Here is a 22,047-nt window from a genome sequence, read left to right as displayed (position 1 = left end):
ATTTGAACAGGCTTAAAAAATTTGTGTTCCCTGCTTTCGCAGGAAAACAGCATTTTCAGAAGATTCAGTCAGATCAACAAATTCAAAAGCAACATGACGAAAGAACTGTTTGTATAAGTCAAGTTCAATAGAATCTATGTTATGATCGAAAGACCCGTTGACAACCAATCCGACTGCAAGTGCTTTATGTGCCTCTTCAGGCTCAATTGTGAGGCACAAGCCAACGATACATTCTTTGATATTCGGATGAGTAGAATGATAGTGCTGAAATACTTTTTTGAAAGCCTTAAGATCGTCGCGATCAGGTTCTGCGTATAACATATGCGTTTCCTGCAGGTTAACCAGGCCGTTATGAAGATCAGCTTCCGAAAGATTCAGCATCACATCTTCCGTAACATCAACTCCACCTTTATTATTGCAACGGATGTTGGCTATCGTTTTGGTAAGTCCCGGTATGGACCACCAGCCAAACAGGCTGCAAAGGAGATTATATTTTGTTCGAAGTGTTTTTTCTTTATTTCCTGCAGGTACAAAAATGGCAGGAGATATCCGGTGCAGCATGATACCAAGCAGCGAAATGTTATAGGCATAAATCACAAACCGCGCACCATTTTTTATCTCCCGGCGCAGCATATCCATATCGCTGTTTTCAGGTACAATCAGTTTATAAAAGAAAGGCTGCATAAAAATACATTATGCAGCAATATACAGTCTTTGAGGTGTGCAGACAAGCTTTTGCCAGTCTATACCATTTATGCCTTATCAAACTCCCGTATCATCCTGCGGTCATGCCATCTGTGGAAAATAAGCAGGAATGTAATCGCCCCTATACTGGCATACAGCATATCAGATTGGGTATCCCATACATAACCCTGTGTGCCCAGGAAATCTTCAGCAGCGCTGCCGGTGAAGATAGCAATAGCCCATTCGAGGAATTCATAACAAACGCTGATGGTAATACATATACATAAGACGACGTAAGGTATCCAGGATTTGATATTGATTACATTACGGCGGATCAGCAGTTCGCGTATAATAGCAGCCGGTACAAAGCCCTGCATAAAATGCCCTACTTTATCATAGTTATTACGCTCCTGTCCCAATGCTTCTTTGATGGTATCAAAGAGCGGAACCTCAGCATAGGTGTAATGGCCGCCGATAAATAATACCAGGGCATGCAGTAATATCAGTACATAAACGCAGTAAGTAAAACGGAATTTTTCAAATGTAGCAATAAGTACCATAGCACCCAGCAGCGCAGGAAAAACTTCCAGGAACCAGGTAAAGTAATCATGTGGTTGTATACCCGAAATAACAATTCCGAGCACGAAAATAATCAGTAAAAGATAGTATTTCTTCATGTTCCATGCAGTTTTCAATGACCTGGTGTACTATCGGGTATATTATACCGTATTTCGATCAGCACCTGTTTCGTGGTCTGGAAGAAAACAGCATTCTCCTCCCGGTTCGGGAAAAGGATATAGGTAATAACGGGGAATCAATAAAAATGTATATATAAAACAGGTAAATTTTTTAACCGGGATGATTCATGATCCGGAAGGTAAGGTTAATCCGGGGTGCGGATACCTTTGTTGTAGGAGGCAAGCGATGTAGCCAATAGGTCTGTGTGATATCCTTCATCACCAGCAGGCTGCCATGCGCCAGATCCAGTGCTACCGTTTCTTTGGTCTGTTTATGTTTAAATGCAAATTTGCGTACTGCTCCGAAACTGAGCGAGGCTATGGTGCCGTTTTTCTGCAGTTCCCGCTCATCATCACTATGCCATGCCATACCTTCCTGACCATCATGATATAGATTCAGCAGGCAGGAGTTGAATGTCACGCCAAGTATCTTTTCCACCATTGCTTTCAACTCCAGCAGCGGGTCATTCCAGGGTAATGCCGTTTTGGTTACCTGTGAGTAGGTGTAAGAGAACGAATGATCTCCGTACCAGGCTGCCTTCCTTTTGGTCATAATCTTCTTACCGAAAATGATTGCTTCATCATTTTTCCAGTCCACCGTCTGCATCAGCAATTCGTAAAAACGATCGGCCTCATTTGCAGACATAACCGGACCATAATATAATACACAACCCTCGTAAGGAAGCAGGTTGATCGGCTGATCGGCAGAAGAACTAAAGAGGTTGAGCTGGCTCATAATATCGACAATAATGCAGCACAAAAATACGGTATTGTATCGGCTGTCACAATCCGGAACTTGCGGTATAATAAAATAGATGTACGTACAAGTATTTGTGAAAATATAAGGATTATCTTAAACAAGCCTTAACGTTAAAACCGGGTCTTCGGTTTGGCTTATGGGTAACTTTGGCTATCTAAAAAAGCCTCCACCGCATTTTTAAATTCAATAAATTTTTCCAGATGAAAAAATTAGCAGACAAAGTGATCGTCATTACCGGAGCCGGTATGGGCTTAGGTTTGGCGACCGCTATCGTAGCCGCAAAAGAAGGGGCAAAGTTGACATTAGTAGATTATAATGCAGATGCATTAACAGCAGCAGAAGAAGAGATCAGAAAAGAAGCTGGAAATGAGGTACAGATACTGAGCGTAGTAGCAGATGTATCAGATGAAGCTAAGGTGAAAGAATATGTAGATAAGACCGTAGCAATCTATGGTACTATAGATGGTTTTTACAATAATGCTGGTATAGAAGGGCGCCAGGCGCCTATGACGGATTATGACCTGGGCGTGTTTAAAAAAGTAATAGATATTAACCTGATGGGTGTGTATTACGGTATGAAATACATTATACCGGTAATGAAAGAAAAAAATTATGGCAGAATCGTGAATGTCGCTTCTGTAGGCGGTATACGCGGTGTCATGAACCAGACCCCATATGTAGCGACCAAGCATGCGGTAGCCGGTATGACTAAAAATGCGGCACTGGAATATGGTCAGTTTGGTATTACCACAAATGCTATTGCACCGGGTGCTATATTGACACCAATGGTAGCAGAAGCCTTCAAACAGGTCAATGCAGCAGATCCGAAATCTGCGGAGAAAGAATATGCAAAAGCGAATCCGACCAAAAGACTGGGCCTGCCTGAAGAGGTGGCTAAAGTAGTCGTTTTTCTGCTGAGTGATGATGCTTCATATGTAAGCGGACAGGTGATTGCCATTGATGGTGGCCAATCTAATGCTTACGGGAATGTTTAGATAAAATTCAGGATAAATACATAAACGAATAAGCCCGCCACATCGGCGGGCTTATTCGTTTATGTATTTATCTTGACTATCCGCATTTAGTCAACTTATTTTATTCGTCCTTTTGTCCGGCAACAAAAGGACCAAAAATGCCTTTGTTTTCATCAAGGCGATTGTGGAGCACCGCCATTTTGTACCGTTGCGTGCATTGATCGTCTGAGCTTAACGTGTGATGCGTTCGGTGCTCAACGATCGCAGCTCCACTCCAAAATGGCTATCGCTGTGATGAAAACAATAAGCGATCCATACAGAACAGATCGCTCGAAAGGCCTTATAAATCCGGCGTTAATAAAATCATTGGCTCGGTCGATAAAGTCGGAAACCACTGTCTGAGCGCAGCGAGTCTGGTTTGCGACCGGCCGGCACATTGATTTTTAGCCAGGGATTTATACAGCCTTGATTTTTTGGCGATACCTTTTGCATCAAGGCAAAAGGTATCCAAAACCATAATAGCAAATGAAAAATTATGTATGCTTGCTGAAAGCGTATATTCAATTTTTACTTTTTACTTTACATTTTATTGATGCACCTGTGCCTGCTCCCAGCCAATGAGCGCTGTTTTGCGTACCGGGTCCCACATATAACCGCCGAAGTGGCCACTGGACTGTATTACCCGATGGCAGGGTATCAGGAAGGCAACAGGATTTGAGCCAATGGCTGTGCCCACGGCACGTGCAGCCTTGGGTTGATCAATGTTTTGCGCCAGCTTTCCATAAGTGCTTACAGTGCCCATCGGGATTTTTAATAAGGCCTCCCAGACCTTGAGCTGAAATGCGGTTCCTTTCAAATGCAGGTGTATCGGCGTTTCCGGAACAGTATCTGATGTAAAAACCGATAATGCGCTTTGCTGCACAGTATTTTTTTTCATGACTAGTGTTGCATGTGGAAAATAGGCCTGCAGTTTACTCATAGCCTTTTCCCAGTTTTCTTCAAAGGCCATGTAGCAAATGCCAATATCGGTATTGGCAATAATCACCTGTCCGAAAGGTGTGGGATAAAAATCAAATTCAATATGCAATTGGTTACCCCCTGACTTATACACCGCCGGACTCATGCCCTCAATTTTTATGAACAGATCATGCAGCCTGCTGCTGCTGGATAGTCCTGTAGCAAAACTTACATCCAGAAGACTCTGTGCAGGATCTTCTTTCAATAAGGACTTGGCATAATTGAGGCTGATGTACTGCAGGAATTTTTTAGGGCTGATGCCTGCCCATTCCGTGAACATGCGCTGAAAGTGAAAAGGACTCATATGCACTTGCTCTGCAATGGTTTCCAGGTCGGGTTGTTCCTGGAAGTGTGCATTGATAAAGCGTATTGCAGCTGCGATACGCTCAAAGTCCAGGCTTGATTGGGTATGGTCAGAAGAAGTTTGCATCGTTAAATATTTAGTACAAAATTCTGAAAATAAGCCGGCTTGCACAATCCGGAAATTGCGGTATTTACTTTTTGGTATTGCGTGTAAAAACCGACTGAAACGAAGCCGAAAGTATATGTGACCATAAACCATCGCTGCGCTGATAATAATTATACCGCAGGGTCATTCCTTTAAACAGGAAATGCCTGTTCAGTGTTTTGAAAGGATTATAGCGGAAACCCATGCCCACGCTGTAACTATAGAAACGCGAATAATCATAATCGGAGGTATAATGCTGATCCGAAATATCGTGCTGCTTATATGGTTTAAAATAATCAGAAGTACTCTGGGTATAAAAGCGGGCATTGGGTAGTATCGTCAGTACCCGGTTCAGTTTTATGGCCGTCTCCTGTTCCAGTGCCAGTGCGTGAATACCAAAATTGTCTGTATACGCATTAATGCTTTGTTTTAATACGGTTCTGCCACCGGTAAAGCGATTCCATTTCAGTCCCAGGCTGGCCTTCAGCCTTTGCTCCGGTAGCTGCTCCACCATGACCTGTCCGTTGGTAAAATATACCCGGTGAAATGGTGTGGATAACAGGCCCTGTTGCCAGATCAGTTCCGGGTAGATGCCAATTACATTGCGCTTATCCACAATCTGGGTAAAGCCTGCTTTGAAATTGTAAGAATATCGTTTATATCCGTCATACCATTCCCGGTAGCGCAGCTCTTCCGGGTAAATCAGTTTTACCGCTTTATAATAATTTTCATTGATACGGCCCCAGCGCAGATCATCATTGAAGGCCTGTATTTCTGCGAAATAACTACGCTGTTTTTTTACATCCTCTTTCGAAAATCCCAGCCGGCCGCTGTAAGAGAAGTAGTCGCTCTCTATAGAAAAACCCATACCGCCATACAGGTTAAAACCATTGCGGAACTTATGTTCCAGCACACCGTACGTATAACCATGAATATCTGTATAAGAGGCCGAAGATTTTACAAAATCAATATTATCCGTAGAGGCAGAACTAATGATATCCGTACCCACATTAAAAGTGAGGATATTATTTTTCCGGCTGCGTTTAATATTAACAGAAGGACCATACACTGTGAGGGCTTCCGTACCGGTACCACCTGTTACCGCAGAGTGATTGCCATCCTGGATGTAATGGTTATACACCAGTTCAATATCACTCTGATCAACAGTATCTTGCTCCTTTGTATCCTGTGCACTAAGATTATGGCTGCATAATGCAATACTACCCAGCACGATTAATTGTTTGTTCATGTTGCAATAAGATTAGTTACAACCGCAGCCCCCGCTGCCTTTCGGGCCATTGGCCGGAACAGCACCTTCACGAATCGAGTGTACATAGTGATTAAAACGGTTCCCGGCATCATCGCCCATCTGCATTTCTGTATCGTTGACAAATTGCCGCTCATAAGGCTTTACCGTTTTACAGGAAGCAAACAGCAACAAAATTGATAGCCCCAGTATTGTATATGTGGTATATATACTCTTCATAAAATAAATAAAATACAATTATCCTACAGGTTATCTAAATTAGGTAATGCAAATGAATTACCGGGTAAAACTTAGTAATATTATATCCTGATGAGACATAGACTAAAATTACTTCTGGCTGTAATGCTGATGATCAGTGGCTGTACTTATCAGTATACCAAGAATCCTACCTGGGAGCAATGGCATGTCCAGCGAAAAGACGAACCTTCTTTTGTGATCAATGTGAATCTTGAGGATTGCACAGATTGTTTTGATGCCTTTATTGATAGCGGATATGCACTTGTGCCTAAAGATCTAGTTTCTCTTTTCGGAGATACGCTGCGTCGGGATATCATCATTACCGGCATGTTTCCGGACGATCTTTCAGACAATAGCTCCTGGCTATTTGAATCCAGTACTTATGGTTACAGGGTGAAGGGTAAGCTGATTGGCTATGATACCCTTCGCTATCAGGCTACAGCTCCGGTATTTTATATTGAAAGTTGGGAAAAGATTATATGGAAAGATTCAGCTCGGTAGAAGTATGAATGGTATTATATTCATCAATGATGAGGCAATGGGTATGGGGTAATTGATTAATAAAATCCATTCCTTTAGATATACCCTTTACATAAACGGCCGTAGCCAGGGCATCAGACAATTCTGCTGCAGGAGAAAAGACGCTTACACTTTTAATGCCGGATATGGGCAGACCACTATGCGGATCAATATTATGACTGTATCGTCTACCATCATGTATAAAATGCTGTTCATAATCGCCGGAGGTAGCTACAGCCGCATCTTTCAGCGGTATGTATAATAATATCTCTGCAGGATTATCGGGGTTTGCAATACCTACAGTCCAGGGTTGACCGTCCGGCTTGTGGCCAAAAGCACAAAGATCTCCACTGGCATTGATATATCCCGATATTACACCTGCATTTTTCCACAGCATCTTTACCCGGTCTGCAGCATATCCCTTTCCGATTGCTGCAAAACTGATCTGCATTCCTTCTGCGATAAAACCAACAGTCTGTGCAGCTTCATCTGTAAGGATCTTTGTATGTCCGATCGTTTGTAAAGTGCTCCTTATCTCCTCGGGGGTAGGCATTGCAAAAGCAGTATTCTTAAAACGGTATAATTTTTTTAAAGGACCTACAGTAATATCAAAGTCACCTTTGGTAAGTTTCGCCATATCCAGCGATCGTTTGATGATGGCAAAGCATTCTGCAGAAACGGTTACAGGCTTACCTGGCACAGATCTGTTGATCAGACTGGTTTCTGAATCAGGCTTAAACTCAGAAAGTATATCTTCAATACGCCTGATTTCTGCAATGCCCATATCCAGCAGTTGGGCAGCCTGACTATCGGAGGCTGCTGCAATGCCAAGGGTAAAAACAGAACCCATCAGTTTTTCTACTCTGGTATACACCTTCATCTGTTCAAAAATAGGGTATATCTCCAGAATGGAGTTTGTCTTTTTGTAAAATAAAGTGCTGTATTCGCATGTATGAGCAGACCCGATGACATTCCATATATTTTAGATACTTTTGTGTGTCGCTTCAGTGTTTCAAATCGATACTATGGCCTTACTAAAAACTACATACACCTTACGTGCAGCCGCAATGTTGCTCGGACTGTGCGCTACAGCAATACCTGTTGCCGCACAGAATACCTATATCAATTATGGATCTGAAGAGTATGATCTGGTAGACCGGCTGGAAACCCGTTCTGGCTACCTTATCTCTGCTTTCAATACTGCTTCTAAACCCTATTCGCGGAAAGATGTAGTCGACTTCCTTGCCGAAGTGCAGCGCGCGAGCCGCACACGTGGCCTTGTCGTTAATGATATAGATGCCTATAATATAGGCAGGGCTATTTCCATCAGCGGAGAATGGTATACCAATTCTTCAGGAGAGGGCGGAGCCATAGAATCTAGGCGTCCGGTCCTCCGTTATTTTTATAAAAAACAACCGGATCTGCTGCATATTGATAAAGATGACTTCTTCATGGTGGTAAACCCTGTTTTATATCTGCAGGGCGGTTATGAAAAAGACGGCGGTTTCCGTTCTATCAATACAAGAGGGGTAGAAGTGCGCGGCCGTATAGCAGACAGGGTAGGCTTTTATACCATGCTGGCCGATAATCAGGAAAAGGTTCCTGCGTACATAGATGAGTGGGCAACCCGCCACAGGGGACAGTTTCCCGGAGAGCATTACAGTGTAAAGAATGGTAATAATTATGATTTCTTCCTGGCAAGAGGCTATATTGATTTTGCTTTGTGGAGAGATCATGTCGGACTCACCTTTGGCTACGACCGTAACCAGATCGGTTACGGGATCAGGAGCCTGGTCATATCCAATTCAACTGCACCTGCTACCTTCCTGCGTTTGCGCAGCCAGTGGGGAGACTTTTCATATGAAAACCTGTATACAGAACTGGTGTCAAATAATACAGTGCTCTTAAGTGGAGATGGATTGTTACCGCGGAAGTATGCTAGTATTCACCAATTGAATTATACACCCAACCATTGGTTGAATGTGGGTATTTTCGAAAGCACAGTGTTTGCGAAACAGACAGGGGTGCCGGTAGAAATGATTGTACCCGTAATTGGTTATCAGAGCCTGGCGAAACAAATGGGCATAGGCAATACGGTTAATAATAATGCGTGGGGATTACAGTTCAAGGTTTTGCCTTTAAGTGGTCTGCAACTATACGGACAGTTATACATAGATCGTGCCGACTGGTCGGCCCTGGGTAGTGCCTCCTGGAAGAACCAGTATGCAGCCCAACTGGGTGTAAAATATTTCAATGTGGCCGGAGTGCCTAACCTGGATGCACAGGCCGAGTTTAATATCATCCGTCCGTTCACCTATATGGCGCAGGAAGACAGCATAACCAGCTTTACCCATTACAATCAGCCTCTGGCACATCCTATGGGGAATAATTATGCTGAACTGATTGTCCAGCTCAGATACCAGCCGGTACCAAGACTTAATATTACAGCGCGTGCCATTGTATCTAAAAGAGGGGCGGATAGCGCGCAGATCGGAAACGGCATATACGGATTATCAGATCAGCGTATGGCGGGGGACAGCTACCCGATGTTTAGCGGCATTGTAGAAAAAGGAATATTCGGAAATCTGAATGCAGCGTACGAAATACGTCCCAACATTTATGTTGAAGCAGGAGGTAATTATTTCCGTAAAAACAGTGGTGGTATTTCTTCCGGAAACAATTTATTTCTGTATGCCGGTCTGAGATGGAATATCAGCAGAAGGATATATGATATTTATTAGTCAAAAAGATAAACAAATCTATTAAAACGTTAATCAAAATTCAGTTGGTATTATGAGCTTTAATCCCGCAGACAAAATTCAGGATTTACAGTATTTCGGTGAATTCGGAGGAGTCAACCCGTCTATTTCAGATTCTTCTACGTATACCTTTCTTTCAGCCAAAAAGATGTTCGACACTTTTGAAGGCAATGCAGAAGGTTGTTACCTGTATTCAAGACATTCCTCTCCAAGCAACTTATACCTGGGCCAGGCCCTGGCCGCTATGGAAAACACCGAGGCCGCTAATGTAACCGCCTCCGGTATGGGCGCCATTACCGCGACCTTATTACAACTGTGTGGTGCAGGTGACCATATTGTATCAAGCAGGACCATCTACGGAGGTACTTATGCTTTCATGAAAAATTTTCTGCCAAAGCTGAATATACACACCACTTTTGTGGATAGCACCAAACTGGATATTGTTGAAAAAGCCATTACCCCGCAGACCAAAGTGCTGTATTGCGAAACGGTGAGCAATCCCCTTATGGAGATTACCGATATTGCCGGCATGGCAGCATTGGCTAAAAAACATAACTTAAAACTGGTGGTGGATAACACCTTCTCTCCACTGGCTATTGCGCCGGTATCTTTAGGTGCAGATGTAGTCATTCACAGCCTGACCAAGTTTATCAACGGCAGCAGTGATACCGTTGGTGGTGTGGTATGTGGTACACAGCAATTCATCGATGATCTGAGAAATGTAAATGATGGCGCAGCAATGCTACTGGGACCAACCATGGACAGCTACCGTTCGGCCAGTATTCTGAAAAACCTACGCACCCTGCACATCCGTATTCAGCAGCACAGCCGTAATGCTTTGTTCCTGGCAGAGCGTTTTGAACAGGATGGCCTGAAAGTTGTGTATAACGGACTACCAAGTCATAGCGGACATGAACTATACAAGAAAATGTACAATGCAGAATACGGCTTTGGTGGGATGATGACCATTGATGTTGGCAGCCTGGATAAAGCGAATGAGCTGATGGAACTGATGCAGCACCGCAATATCGGTTACCTGGCGGTGAGCCTTGGTTTTTATAAAACACTATTCAGTGCTCCGGGTTCTTCTACTTCGAGCGAAATCCCGGCAGAAGAGCAGGCAGAAATGGGCCTGAGTGATGGTCTGATCCGCTTCTCCATAGGTTTGGATAATGATATCGAACGTACGTACCAGATGATGAAAACCTGCATGCAGGAAGTAGGCGTACTGTAAGAAATAGCGTATAAAAAGAAAGAGGAAATGCACATCGCATTTCCTCTTTCTTTTTATACTTAAGCTTCTCCGTCCATCATATCATCCATTTTGGAATGATCTTTAGGTTGCTGGTTGAAGCGATAATTAAACACCAGTCTTATACTTCTCGGGCGCCACTGGAACATGCTCTCAGAGTAGATCTCAGCAGTTTCTGTAATGCTGCGCCACTTACGGGTATTGAATACATCATTCACATTAAGTCCGATAGTAGCTTTGCTGCGGAGTATGTCTTTTGTCATACCGAAATCGGCAAAATACACTGCCAGAGAGCGACCTTGCGGATTTACCTTAGGCGCTTCATAGTTACCGGATACCTGTATTCTCCAACGTTGAGGCAGAGTAAAGTTAAAGGAAGTCCGGTTTGTCCAGCTAAAGTTATTCACCTCAAAATGTTCGTTCTGGTAGGTACCGAATACTACCTCTTTAAAGAAGTTGAAGCCACTGGTCACGCGTGCCCAACTGCTCAGAGTGTAATTACCATTCAGTTCCAGTCCGTAAGCATTTCTGTCTGCAACATTCAAAGGTATGCGGTATATAATACCGTCACTGCCATAGGATGCCATGCGCTCAATCTTATCGGTGGTTTTGCGGTAGTATACAGATGATAGCAGGGAACCTTTTTCCCAGTTCTGCATAAAGCTGAACTCCAGGGCATCGGTGTACTCCGGATTAAGGTTAGGATTACCCACACGCATTTCACGGTTATCGCCGAATTTCATAAACGGCATCAGATCCCACTGACCCGGACGATTAATGCGGCGGCTGTAGCTCAGCTGGAATGTTTTCTGCTTGCTGTACTGGTATGAAATGGCTGCACTCGGAAACCAGTTCATATACTCCTTTTTGTTCCACTGGCTCTGCGACTGTTGTCTGGTACGGACATCAGAATATTCTCCTCTGATGCCGGCCTGCATACCCAGCTTTCCGAAAGTATTAGATGCCATTACATAGCCTGCATGTACCTTTTCCACATAATCAAAATTATCGTTGAATGCCTGTGGCGTTTCCCAGTTGCCTGCATTCATTTCGCCAAAGCGGAATTCGTTTAGAAAATAACGGTTCTGACTACGGCCACCCAGTTCTACTTTACCATCTTTAGCAAAAGGAATCGTAAGATCGGATTGTATTAATAAGTTCTGTTCCGTTACATAAGCCTTGGAATATTCCAATTCTGTTTCGCTGTAGCGGGTAGAGGTTTCGGTATAATTGGAACGCTCATAGTCCTGGTCACGGAAACCTTTCACTTCCGTTTTCCATTCCATACCCGGTTTGTTGAACTTTCGGGTGTAGGCAATGCTACCTTCAAACAGGTCTTCCATTTCGCGGGCTGTTTCATCCCGCTGATCCGTACTCAGTAAGGTATTATTCAGATCATAGTTTTCATACGTCCGGTAATACACATTATTGCCCAAACCAGAACGTACAGATGCGGTGACGCTGAGGGTATTTTTATCATTGATCATATAATCAAAGCCAAAAGAACCATTATTACCCCATTTTTTGCGTTCATGTCGGTAATCCTGGTGGTAGGCAAAACCTGTATCGGCATTCTGCACCCGCTGATCGGTATAGCTGGTGCCGGGATGTTCTCTGCGACTCAAGGTATAGGAGCCGAAGAAGTTGAATTTCCCCGTACGGTAATTGGCATTAATACCAACACCATGATCGGGGTAGTAACCCGTTCTCAGGGTCACCGAACCGTTAAAACCCGCTTTCTGATTCTTTTTCAGGATAATATTGATGATACCCGATTCGCCCTGTGCATCATATCGTGCAGAGGCATTGGTGATCACTTCGATCTTATCGATCATATCGGATTGCAGTTGCTGCAGCGCATCTGCCGAAGACGCAAAACCTGAAAGCTTGCCGTCAATAAGGATACGCACATTCTGGCTACCCCGCAGACTTACATTGCCTTCAGCATCTACAGTAATAGAAGGAATATTCTGCAACACCTCGGTAGCATTTGCGCCCTGGTTGTTCAGATCTGAGGCCACATTAAATACCCTTTTATCAATCTTGAGCGACATCTGGTTCTGATCTGCAGTTACCGTAACTTCTTTAAGGCCTACAGCAGTTGCTTTCAGGTATACAGAACCGAGATCAACCTCGCCCGTTTGCTTGCTGATAGGAACTATTTTGCTGGACAGACCGAAAAGAGAAACCGTAGCATAGTATTTTCCGTTTTCTGCCTTCATTTCGAAGCTGCCATCCTCTGCAGAAGGCACACCGGATACAAAAGAAGAATCGGCAGAACGGTATAAGCGGATATCGGCATAAGATGCCGGAGCCTTGGTTTCGTCAAATACCTTACCCGTAATGTGCAGCGATGCTGATTGTGCCAGAGACACCATCGGACTTATACACATAAGGCTGACGATCGTATATAGAGATTTCATGGAAATTACTGTTAATATAGTAGTGTAAAAAGGAGCCCGAAATTATTCAATAAATGCTGTTTTTCTGTGATTTATATATTATTTTAGGAATATTTTACATATTTATGTCTTAAAATTGTCACGATCAGTGCAATTTGCTTATATTTTATTAATATATTATGTATCGGAAATTATACATCTCAGCACTTTTATTGTTGCTTACCGCCGGGGCATCTGCTCTGGTACAGCAAAGTTATATCCGCAAAAATATCACCGGAACCTGGCTGCTAAAGGATATTACATTGTCGCCGGATTACTATCGCGAATGTGAGGAATGGAAAACATTCCTTAATGAAATAGAGTATATAGAAGAGGTACCGGATCACCGCCAGTACAGCAGTGTAGAGTCGTATAAAAACTACCTGAAAAAGTATAAATACGATATGATGAAGGAAGAGTTTGAGGAGTATAAAGCCTCAATAGTGGGAAAGTATGCCATGATCATGACCGATCGTAACCGGGTTATTAATATTTTGCCCGATTCCAGAGACACATCTTACTGGTACACCGAACGGCAGGACAGCGTCATCGTGTATGATCCTGCACGTATTGGTAAAGAAGGTGATATTACCCGCTTTATAGTTGAGTATATAAGCGCAGATTCATTGGTTATGCGGCGCATCGATAATGACAATGAAAAAGTATATTATCTTTTTAAGAAGGAAAAGTCTCTGACTGTTAAATAATTATTTTAATTAATATTATTTGTTTATATATTTAGGAATTGGTTAACATCGTAATTCAATCTCATTGACGTATTTCGGTTTTATTATTAACATCTAAAACCGTACAAAATGAAAAAATTACTGGTGCTTATACCCGCCATAGGGATGAGCCTGACCGCCTGTCAAAAAGATGAGGCAAAAAACCCGGCCCGGAGCAAGACTCCAAACATTAACCTCATGACCATACAGGGTCAGGTAGCTACCAGGCATTGGGACAAAGATGCAGAAGATTGTTTAAATGGTGGTAATGACTGTTTTGATGAGGTGGTTTGTACGCCAAGCTTCTGGGATATGTTATGGGATGCCTATTGGAAGTCAAAAAAAGGCGAATACGAAGCATGGAGGGAGTGCTCCACTACCATTTCTGAGGGCACTGACAATCATAATGAAGACTTCCGTAAGCTTATTGGCGAGGACATGTTCCAGAAAGTACTTTCCGGAGAGCTTAAGCTCAAACTCCGCATCAACGAAAACAAGGAGAATGCTTTATTTTTAGGCGTTTTCGATCCATCAGATCCTGCTGCGATCAAACTCGTTATCCCTGTAACCAAATCAAACTAAGCTTATGTCTTTTTGGTTAAAGGATAATAGAAACCTTAATAAACAAGCAGGCAAACCTCTACAATTTTCTGTAGGGGTTTACCTTATTTTTGTACTGTCTGTCACTTTTTTTTCCTGCCATGATGCTCCCGTTAATAAGATAGCACAACATAAACTGCAGTCTACTGATACCTTAAAGATCAGGGCAGAAAATATCTTCAGAATTTATGTAAGCAAGATACCTGCTGCTAACGGAAGGGATTCTTTACTGCTGCTGTTGGATAGAAATGCTTCTTTGCTTTATAAGATTGATGCCTCCAATCAATTGCTCGCTGTAGATACCTTGCCTGAAAAGGTTACGGAGGATCTGAAAGCATTCACTTATTTTAAAGGAAAGTATTGTGTAGAATATGAAGATACATTGAAGATGTTTATGTCTGCTGACTTCAATGCAAAACCCAATGTTTACACATTTAAGAACGGCGATGTATATGCCTACCAATCCATTATCTCTGAATTTAAGATTGACAAGGATCAAAGTTTTTTGATTTTTTGTATGCCAAAGATCAATAATTTAATCGACGCTGCAGGAAGGGAACGATATTTTAGTAGTAAAGTGGTACACAAAGGAGTAATAATCGAAAAAGGTAAAGCACAGATAGAGACAAAGCCAATAGGCGGTATAACTTTTCCTGAGTATTATAAAAAATCATATTATAATGACCTGTATCCTGTTTTCTGCAGCTTTGGAGATAGTATTGCCTACACATACCATTACTGCGATTCCATAGTGCTGATTAGCGGAGGCAAAAAAGAGTACTTTAAGATTCCCGAGCAGTTCTCCGTTATTGCAAAACCAATACCGGCAGAGTATGTACAAAGCAGGACGGAATTAGATGCGTATGCTGCAACACACAGTGCCAACTGCAAATTACTTCAATACAAGCAAAAGATTCTCTTGTTTCAGACCATACGAGTAGACCGGTATTATGATGAGCAAACCGGTATGCTCAATGATTATCTGTCGCAAAAAAAACGGATGCTCGTCTTTGATATGGACAAAAAGCAGTTTGAGCAAACAGCCTATGAGCTGCCGGCAAATTGTGCCCCTGTGAAATCCTGTATTTTTAACGGAATGGTATACCTGCTCTCTACAGACGATACCCGCAAAACAATTTTAGTAACCGCTGTCGAACTGTAACCAACCTTATATCATGATAAAAAAAGCTAGCCTGGCCGTAGTTAGCCTGCTGTGTATTTACTCCTGCCGTAATGCTCCCGTTAATAAGATAGTACAACATAAACTGCAATTTACCGATACCTTAAAGATCAAGGCAGAAAGCATCTTCAGAATTTATATGAGCAAGATACCTGCTGCCAACGGAAGGGATTCTTTGCTGTTACTGCTGGACAGGAATGCTTCTTTGCTTTATAAGATCGATACTGCAACCCACTTGCTCGGTATAGATACCTTACCCGAAAGAGTTACTGATGGGCTAATTGCTTTCACCTTTTATAAAGGGAAGTACCATATGTTGTATGAGAATCTATTGAAAATTTTCCCAGATGGGGACTTCGGGATAAATCCTAAACAGTATTCATTTAGTACTTCAAATGGCGACGCTTATCATTCCGCAATTTCTGAATTTAAGATTGACATTAATGGCAGCTTTCTGATCTATTGCATTCCGAAACTCAATATAGGGGAAGTTACAGGACGAACTCAGTATTTCAGCAGTAAAATTGTACATAGGGGAATCATCAAAGAAGGAAAAGTGCTGATAGAAACACAGCCACTGGAGGATATCACTTTTCCGGAGCGGTATAGGAAGTTTTATTACAACGACCTGTATCCTGTTTTCTGCAGCTTGGGCGAAGACATCGTTGCCTACACTGTTCAGTACTGCGATTCCATAGCGCTGATTAGCGGAGGCAAAAAAGAGTATTTTAAGATTCCTAAACAGTTCTCCGTGGCAGCAGCATCAGCACCTGAAGCCTGTGTGCAAAGCAAGACGGAATCATCTGCATATTTTGCTACACACAGTGCAAACGGCAAGTTGCTCAAGTATAAGCAGAAAATTCTTTTGTTTCAGGTTATTGGAGCAGACCAGTATTATGATGAGCAAAGCGGCATGATAAATGATCTTTTATCAAGAGAAAAGAGGATTGTGATTTTCAATATAGACAAAAAACAATTTGAACAAACAGCCTATGAGCTGCCTAAGCATTGCAACCCCATAAAATCATTTGTTTTTAACGGAAAGGTATACCTGCTCTCAACAGACGATACCCGCAAAACAATTTTAGTAACTGCTTTCCAGCTGTAATCAACCTGACATTATGATAAAAAAAGCTATTCTGGCAATAGTTAGCCTGCTGTGTATTTATTCCTGCAAGCATAAGGACAAAGACACTCTTCTGTTGGAACGATATCTTCAAAAGCAATTTAATAAGGATATTGCAAAGGATAACAGCACCTATGTATTAGTTGCTGATCAGGCGTGCTCCGGCTGTTTAAAATATATTTTTGATAAAGCCAAGTCTCCCCCGGATCATTATATTTTCATCCTGCCAAAGCCCCGTGATAACCATAACTATACCCATCCAAACGTACTCATTGACCCTTCGGGCAACCTTGGACGCCTGAAATTTCATATGGGTAATGTGTGTACGATAAAAACGCAGGATGGCGTTGTTACGGGAGTTCAGGTTTATGACCCTGCACAAGTAGTGAATATTTTTCAATAGGGCAGGTATTCCTGATGTATTTAAAAGCAGAATAAATTATCTGCTACAAAACAAAATAGCCACCCGGATAGAGTGGCTATTTTTAATATAAATGATGAGAAAAATACTATCGTAAATCGATTACTTCAACACCAGGATAAGCCTTTGCATTGAATGTGTATAAAGCATCAGCGCTTGCGCCATTAGCCTGAACACCGGAAAGAGAATAAGTATAGTAGTTACCGTTTTTCTCTTCAACGCTGCCGCTCATAACCATACCGGTCTGATCGATCAGGATTGTTACACTTTTAAAAGTTTTAGCTGCTTTAGGCGTCAGGTAAACGATATCTACTACTTTACCATTAACTGTTTGCTGACCTGCGTAGGTATAATTAAAATCCTTTGCATAGCTTCCGGAAAATAATTTGGCCGGAGACATTGTCATTTCTGCAGGATTGTAGTTAGCTACCTGCACTTCTTTATTACTTTTCATGTAGGTCCACATGGTTTTACCATCAGAGATCATTTCCTGGTTAGGAACGGTCACATGGTATTTCTCACCTTTCATCATGATGGTACCTTTCTGGTTCAGCTGTACCTTACCCTTTGCATCTTTAGCAACAAAGGAGAAGCTGGCTTTAAGGCTGGACATCCCTTTGATTTTCGTACTAAGCTTATCCAGCACGGCCTTAGCTTTGGCATCCTGTGCAAAAGTTGCAGAGGTGCTCAGGGTTAACACGGCCAGGATTAATGCAAATACTTTTTTCATATATTTTGTCTTTTTGTTGTTGATTTAGAATGTAAAAATAAAGCAGCGTTTAATGTATTAAAAGCCAAGCTTATGTGAAATGCTGTTAATTAAACTCCAATGCTCACGGTTTCGGCTACTACGGAACTGAAGTTTTTGGCTGCAGCAACAATGGCCTCCTTGTCATAACCGCATAAATGATGCAGTTCTTCCGGCTTACCATGCTCTACGATTTCATCAGGGATACCCAGGATCGTAACAGATGGTTTATAGTTATGTTCATTGAAGAATTCGAGTACAGCACTGCCCATACCGCCACGGATACAGCCATCTTCTACCGTAATGATTTTGCTGAAACGCTTACCGATCTCATGCAGCATTGCCTCATCCAGTGGTTTTACGAAGCGCAGATCATAATGCGCCGCATCAATACCCAGTGTAGTCAGCTCTTTACAAGCCTCAACTGCGAAGTTACCGCAGTGCCCCAGGGTGATAATCGCCATTTCACTACCGTCTTTGATCTTGCGGCCGGTACCGACAGTGATTTTTTCCATCGGTGTCTGCCACTCCGGCAATACACCTTGTCCGCGTGGGTAGCGGATCACGAACGGATGCGTATTTTCATCCAGTTGTGCTGTGTACATAAGGTTACGCAGCTCTGATTCATTCATCGGGGAGCTAACGATCATATTGGGAATACAGCGCATATAGGCAACATCATAAGCGCCGTGGTGCGTGGCACCATCATCACCTACTACTCCGGCACGGTCCAGGCAGAAGATCACCGGAAGATCCTGGATCGCTACATCATGAACCACCATATCATAAGCACGTTGCATAAATGAGCTGTAAATGTTACAGAACACCTTCATTCCCTGTGTGGCCAGTCCGGCACTTACCGTAACGGCATGCTGCTCGGCAATACCTACGTCCAGTGCACGATCGGGCATCTCAGCCATCATATATTTCAGCGAACAACCCGATGGCATAGCAGGTGTAATACCCATAATCTTAGGGTTTTGTTCTGCCAGCTCAATAATGGTCTTACCGAATACGTCCTGGTATTTCGGAGGCTGAGGAGTATTAAAAACTTTAGTATTGATCTGACCGGTCACTTTATCAAACAATCCCGGGGCATGCCACAGGGTCTGATCTTTTTCCGCCAGGTCATAACCTTTACCCTTAACCGTTTTGATGTGTAACAGTTTCGGGCCAGGCAGGTCTACGATATCTTTCAGCTGATCGGCCAGTTTAACCACATTGTGGCCATCTACCGGTCCGAAATAGCGGAAGCCCAGTGCCTCAAACAGGTTACTGGCTTTAGATACTACCCCTTTCAGGCTGGCTTCAATCTTAGAAGCCATACTTCTCTGGAAGTTCGCCGCCGGCAATTTGCCCAGCAAGTGCCAGAAATCATCGCGGAGTTTATTGTATGTTTTAGAAGTAGTGATGTCGGTAAGGTACTCTTTCAGTGCCCCAACATTCGCATCAATACTCATATTATTATCGTTCAGGATAACCAGGATATTGGCATTAGCCACACCTGCATGGTTCAGTGCCTCAAAAGGCAGTCCGGCCGTCATAGCACCGTCACCGATCACGGCAACATGCCTGCGGTCCGTTTCTCCCTTCAGTTTAGACGCAATGGCCATACCCAGGGCAGCAGAAATAGACGTAGAAGAGTGGCCTACGCCAAACGCATCATATTCACTTTCGCCGATATTCGGAAACCCGCTGATGCCTTTAAATTTACGGTTTGTGTGGAAAACCTTTCTTCTGCCGGTCAGGATTTTATGTCCGTAAGCCTGATGGCCTACATCCCATACCAGTTTATCGTAAGGAGCCCTTAACACATAATGTAAAGCTACGGTAAGCTCCACAACGCCAAGGCTGGCGCCGAAATGGCCCCCGTTTACACTCACACAGTCAATGATAAATTGTCTGAGTTCGTTACATACTTGTTGCAGTTGGAGTTTGTCCAGCTTCTGAAGATCAGAAGGGTATTCTATGGTGCTGAGTAAAGGGCCTGCTGCAATTTCTTCCATTATGTATTTTTTATGCTATGCAAAAATAGGAAAATATACATTGTAATGACAGCGTAAACATAATATTGACAAATTTTATGATTTGTTTTAGCGGTGTGTCTATACTTAAAAAGGGTCGGATATCCGGCCCTTTTTAAGTGAAATATGGTTTAAATTAATACATCAGTGTAACATCACCTTTCTTCACCACTTTGCTGCCATCACTGAAGTACACTACAATATAGTAGAAATATACATCGGCAGCGGCTCTTTTCCCGTTCACATAACCATCCCAACCGCTTTTGTCTCCGGCATTGTAACTGCCGAATACTTTATTGCCCCAGCGGTTGAAGATTTCGAAAGTAACGACATTATAATTACGCTTCATGCGGAACTTAGGTTCAAATATATCATTCTTACCATCACTGTTCGGAGTGAACGCATTCGGCATCATAAAGTCGGTAGAGAAATCGGTACCGGCGATGACCAGCACAGCTGTGTCTGTACAGCCGATATCATTTTTAGCAATAACCTTAACTGTTGCCTGCTCCGGTGCCGGTATACCCTGGCTGTAGGCCTGCTGGTCCGGAAACAGTTCTGCCGGAGACCAGCCGATAACCTGGTAGTTCACATCGCTGGAGGCAGTCTGCAGATTGATCGATTCCCCGATATTAGGATTCGGAATATCGCTGCTCAGGCTTACCGTAAAATGATCAATGATCAGGTTGGTTACATGATAAATACTATCGCAACCGCTCATATTTAAGAGCGTATCCCTCACTATCGTACTGTTAGTATATGTTTTACCCTGGAAGGTGATGCGTTTACAGTCTCTTAAATTCTGGCTGATCACCTGGGCACTGTCTGTAATGCGCAGGTCGAGGAAAATGATACTGTCACAACCATGCACATTGCTTACATATACAGAATCGAACCGGGCGTTGCTCACTGCATTGGAAGGAAGCTGTTTGCCCCTCCATACAGTACCAGGCAGCAGGTTACGGCAGGTACTGATCACCTCAGTCTTAGAAGGAGAAGGGCTTATCGTTAGATTAAGCGTAATCACACTATCACATCCACTTCCCTGTGGTATGGTTACACTGGTATAGTTCGGATTGCTCACTGCAGTAACCGGAATGGTAATACCACGCCATACATAAGGCAGTTGCAGGGCGCAGAGGCTCAGGCTTTCTGTTTTTTGTCCGGAGGTATTGTAGTGTATGGTGAGATCTGCAGTATCCTTATACCCACAGGCATTGTTTGTACTATATACCACCTGCACCAGGTCTCCGTTCAGTAAAGTATTGGAATTGTAAGAAGGAGTAACGGCACCCGGTATCAGGTTACCATTACGATACCATTGGTACGTTCCTCCGGCCACATTATTGATAACCGTAGTACTCAGGTTTATCTGGTTGGAGCATGGAGCCGTAAGGTTATTGATCGTAACTGTAGATTTAGGACAATCGGTCGTCAGCGCAATACTGTCAATAGCTGCCGGGGGTTGTATACCCAGTGTATTACCATTTTTCCAGGTAAATACCAGTCTGCGGCTGGTACCGGCAAGATTGGCCGGTAGCGTCAGGTTTGCTGTAGTGCCCGATGGATTCGTACAGGAGTGAAATGCACCCAGCAAAGTCGCCGTACCGGTTCCGGTCCAGGATGCAGGGTTATTGGAAGTACCATAAGGAGAGTTGGTTACCGGCGTAAGGGTAGTCGGGCAGAGGTATACATACAGTACATCATATGCCTGCGAACTCGTCCCTTCTCCCTTAGCATTCCAGCGGAACTTCAGGTTAATAATCGTTTGTCCGGCCGGAAACGTAACATTTTTATAGAAATGGGTAGTAGAGTATTCATTGATATTATAACTCCAGCTACTACCATTATTCGATTGAGAAATGTAAGCGATGCGGCTGTTGGTAGGCGCAAAAGTACTGCCTGCATTAGACAAGGTACTGTTCCCGATAAACCAGTTATTCCCGTCATTGCCGGAATTATTGACCAGGGTCCAGCCATTGGCTGCAAAGGTAGTGCCCAGTTCAAATCCTCCGTCTGCATGAGGATCTATCACCGTGGTCTGCGCATAGCTGTTATAAGCAAAAGCAATACTTACTATAGCAAATAATACTTTGTAAATTAGTTTCATACGAACGCATATTTTTAA

General features: G+C 43.1%; 20 protein-coding genes. 9 read left to right on the top strand and 11 right to left on the bottom strand.

Annotated features, from left to right (window positions below; all coding sequences use genetic code 11):
• Positions 1 to 12 precede the first annotated feature (12 nt).
• The 3 genes from FTD44_RS06640 to FTD44_RS06630 form a co-directional block, all read right to left on the bottom strand.
• The gene (locus FTD44_RS06640; RefSeq protein ID WP_222165724.1) at positions 13 to 684 is read right to left on the bottom strand and encodes a hypothetical protein; all 672 of its coding nucleotides are present in this window, start codon (positions 682 to 684) and stop codon (positions 13 to 15) included.
• A 68-nt stretch (positions 685 to 752) separates the two neighbouring features.
• Positions 753 to 1,361: a DUF2238 domain-containing protein gene (locus tag FTD44_RS06635; protein ID WP_222165723.1), complete on the bottom strand. Its 609-nt coding sequence runs from the start codon at positions 1,359 to 1,361 to the stop codon at positions 753 to 755.
• A gap of 172 nt (positions 1,362 to 1,533) precedes the next feature.
• Positions 1,534 to 2,157 (bottom strand): alpha-ketoglutarate-dependent dioxygenase AlkB family protein, encoded by a 624-nt coding sequence (locus tag FTD44_RS06630; RefSeq protein ID WP_222165722.1) that lies wholly within the window; start codon positions 2,155 to 2,157, stop codon positions 1,534 to 1,536.
• Between the two features lie 224 nt (positions 2,158 to 2,381).
• On the opposite strand from FTD44_RS06630, the gene FTD44_RS06625 reads away from it, so the two are divergent.
• The gene (locus FTD44_RS06625) at positions 2,382 to 3,176 is read left to right on the top strand and encodes an SDR family oxidoreductase (protein ID WP_222165721.1); all 795 of its coding nucleotides are present in this window, start codon (positions 2,382 to 2,384) and stop codon (positions 3,174 to 3,176) included.
• A 565-nt stretch (positions 3,177 to 3,741) separates the two neighbouring features.
• Here the strand turns inward: FTD44_RS06625 and FTD44_RS06620 are convergent.
• The 3 genes from FTD44_RS06620 to FTD44_RS06610 all read right to left on the bottom strand — a co-directional run bounded on the left by FTD44_RS06620 (position 3,742) and on the right by FTD44_RS06610 (position 6,106).
• On the bottom strand, positions 3,742 to 4,602 hold the full coding sequence (locus FTD44_RS06620) for a bifunctional transcriptional activator/DNA repair enzyme AdaA (RefSeq protein ID WP_222165720.1): 861 nt from the start codon (positions 4,600 to 4,602) through the stop codon (positions 3,742 to 3,744).
• A gap of 64 nt (positions 4,603 to 4,666) precedes the next feature.
• A complete protein-coding gene (locus tag FTD44_RS06615) occupies positions 4,667 to 5,869 on the bottom strand; it encodes a DUF3570 domain-containing protein (RefSeq protein WP_222165719.1) in 1,203 nt (400 codons plus the stop codon).
• Positions 5,870 to 5,881: 12 nt separating this feature from the next.
• Positions 5,882 to 6,106, bottom strand: a complete 225-nt coding sequence (locus FTD44_RS06610) for a DUF4266 domain-containing protein (protein ID WP_222165718.1) — start codon at positions 6,104 to 6,106, stop codon at positions 5,882 to 5,884.
• Between the two features lie 90 nt (positions 6,107 to 6,196).
• On the opposite strand from FTD44_RS06610, the gene FTD44_RS06605 reads away from it, so the two are divergent.
• Positions 6,197 to 6,625: a hypothetical protein gene (locus FTD44_RS06605; protein ID WP_222165717.1), complete on the top strand. Its 429-nt coding sequence runs from the start codon at positions 6,197 to 6,199 to the stop codon at positions 6,623 to 6,625.
• Here the strand turns inward: FTD44_RS06605 and FTD44_RS06600 are convergent.
• The gene (locus tag FTD44_RS06600) at positions 6,600 to 7,523 is read right to left on the bottom strand and encodes an FAD:protein FMN transferase (protein WP_222165716.1); all 924 of its coding nucleotides are present in this window, start codon (positions 7,521 to 7,523) and stop codon (positions 6,600 to 6,602) included. The two genes, FTD44_RS06605 and FTD44_RS06600, sit on opposite strands and share 26 nt — an antisense overlap.
• A gap of 145 nt (positions 7,524 to 7,668) precedes the next feature.
• Here FTD44_RS06600 and FTD44_RS06595 point away from each other — a divergent pair, with 145 nt between their 5' ends.
• Together FTD44_RS06595 and FTD44_RS06590 are read left to right on the top strand one after the other, a co-directional pair.
• A complete protein-coding gene (locus FTD44_RS06595) occupies positions 7,669 to 9,384 on the top strand; it encodes a hypothetical protein (RefSeq protein ID WP_222165715.1) in 1,716 nt (571 codons plus the stop codon).
• A gap of 52 nt (positions 9,385 to 9,436) precedes the next feature.
• Positions 9,437 to 10,636, top strand: a complete 1,200-nt coding sequence (locus FTD44_RS06590) for an aminotransferase class I/II-fold pyridoxal phosphate-dependent enzyme (protein ID WP_222165714.1) — start codon at positions 9,437 to 9,439, stop codon at positions 10,634 to 10,636.
• Between the two features lie 59 nt (positions 10,637 to 10,695).
• Here the strand turns inward: FTD44_RS06590 and FTD44_RS06585 are convergent, their stop codons facing one another.
• Positions 10,696 to 13,077, bottom strand: a complete 2,382-nt coding sequence (locus FTD44_RS06585) for a TonB-dependent receptor domain-containing protein (RefSeq protein ID WP_222165713.1) — start codon at positions 13,075 to 13,077, stop codon at positions 10,696 to 10,698.
• A 158-nt stretch (positions 13,078 to 13,235) separates the two neighbouring features.
• On the opposite strand from FTD44_RS06585, the gene FTD44_RS06580 reads away from it, so the two are divergent.
• The 5 genes from FTD44_RS06580 (at position 13,236) to FTD44_RS06560 (ending at position 17,129) form a co-directional block, all read left to right on the top strand.
• A complete protein-coding gene (locus FTD44_RS06580; protein WP_222165712.1) occupies positions 13,236 to 13,802 on the top strand; it encodes a hypothetical protein in 567 nt (188 codons plus the stop codon).
• A gap of 108 nt (positions 13,803 to 13,910) precedes the next feature.
• Positions 13,911 to 14,402, top strand: coding sequence for a hypothetical protein (locus FTD44_RS06575; protein ID WP_222165711.1), 492 nt, complete (start codon positions 13,911 to 13,913; stop codon positions 14,400 to 14,402).
• A 4-nt stretch (positions 14,403 to 14,406) separates the two neighbouring features.
• On the top strand, positions 14,407 to 15,582 hold the full coding sequence (locus FTD44_RS06570; protein WP_222165710.1) for a hypothetical protein: 1,176 nt from the start codon (positions 14,407 to 14,409) through the stop codon (positions 15,580 to 15,582).
• Between the two features lie 13 nt (positions 15,583 to 15,595).
• Positions 15,596 to 16,708 (top strand): hypothetical protein, encoded by a 1,113-nt coding sequence (locus tag FTD44_RS06565; RefSeq protein ID WP_222165709.1) that lies wholly within the window; start codon positions 15,596 to 15,598, stop codon positions 16,706 to 16,708.
• A 13-nt stretch (positions 16,709 to 16,721) separates the two neighbouring features.
• On the top strand, positions 16,722 to 17,129 hold the full coding sequence (locus tag FTD44_RS06560; RefSeq protein WP_222165708.1) for a hypothetical protein: 408 nt from the start codon (positions 16,722 to 16,724) through the stop codon (positions 17,127 to 17,129).
• Positions 17,130 to 17,235: 106 nt separating this feature from the next.
• On the opposite strand, the gene lolA is transcribed toward FTD44_RS06560, so the two are convergent.
• The 3 genes from lolA to FTD44_RS06545 form a co-directional block, all read right to left on the bottom strand.
• On the bottom strand, positions 17,236 to 17,877 hold the full coding sequence (gene lolA / locus FTD44_RS06555) for an outer membrane lipoprotein chaperone LolA (protein WP_222165707.1): 642 nt from the start codon (positions 17,875 to 17,877) through the stop codon (positions 17,236 to 17,238).
• An 89-nt stretch (positions 17,878 to 17,966) separates the two neighbouring features.
• Entirely contained in the window at positions 17,967 to 19,901 is a 1,935-nt protein-coding gene (gene dxs / locus FTD44_RS06550; RefSeq protein WP_222165706.1) for a 1-deoxy-D-xylulose-5-phosphate synthase, read from the bottom strand.
• A 154-nt stretch (positions 19,902 to 20,055) separates the two neighbouring features.
• Positions 20,056 to 22,029, bottom strand: coding sequence for a T9SS type B sorting domain-containing protein (locus FTD44_RS06545; protein ID WP_222165705.1), 1,974 nt, complete (start codon positions 22,027 to 22,029; stop codon positions 20,056 to 20,058).
• Positions 22,030 to 22,047: the final 18 nt, after the last annotated feature.

Source organism: Edaphocola aurantiacus (assembly GCF_019797745.1).
In the GTDB taxonomy this organism is placed as follows: Bacteria; Bacteroidota; Bacteroidia; order Chitinophagales; family Chitinophagaceae; genus Edaphocola; species Edaphocola aurantiacus.
Note: the sequence above shows the minus strand (reverse complement) of the source record. Positions and strands in the feature narration are given on the sequence as shown.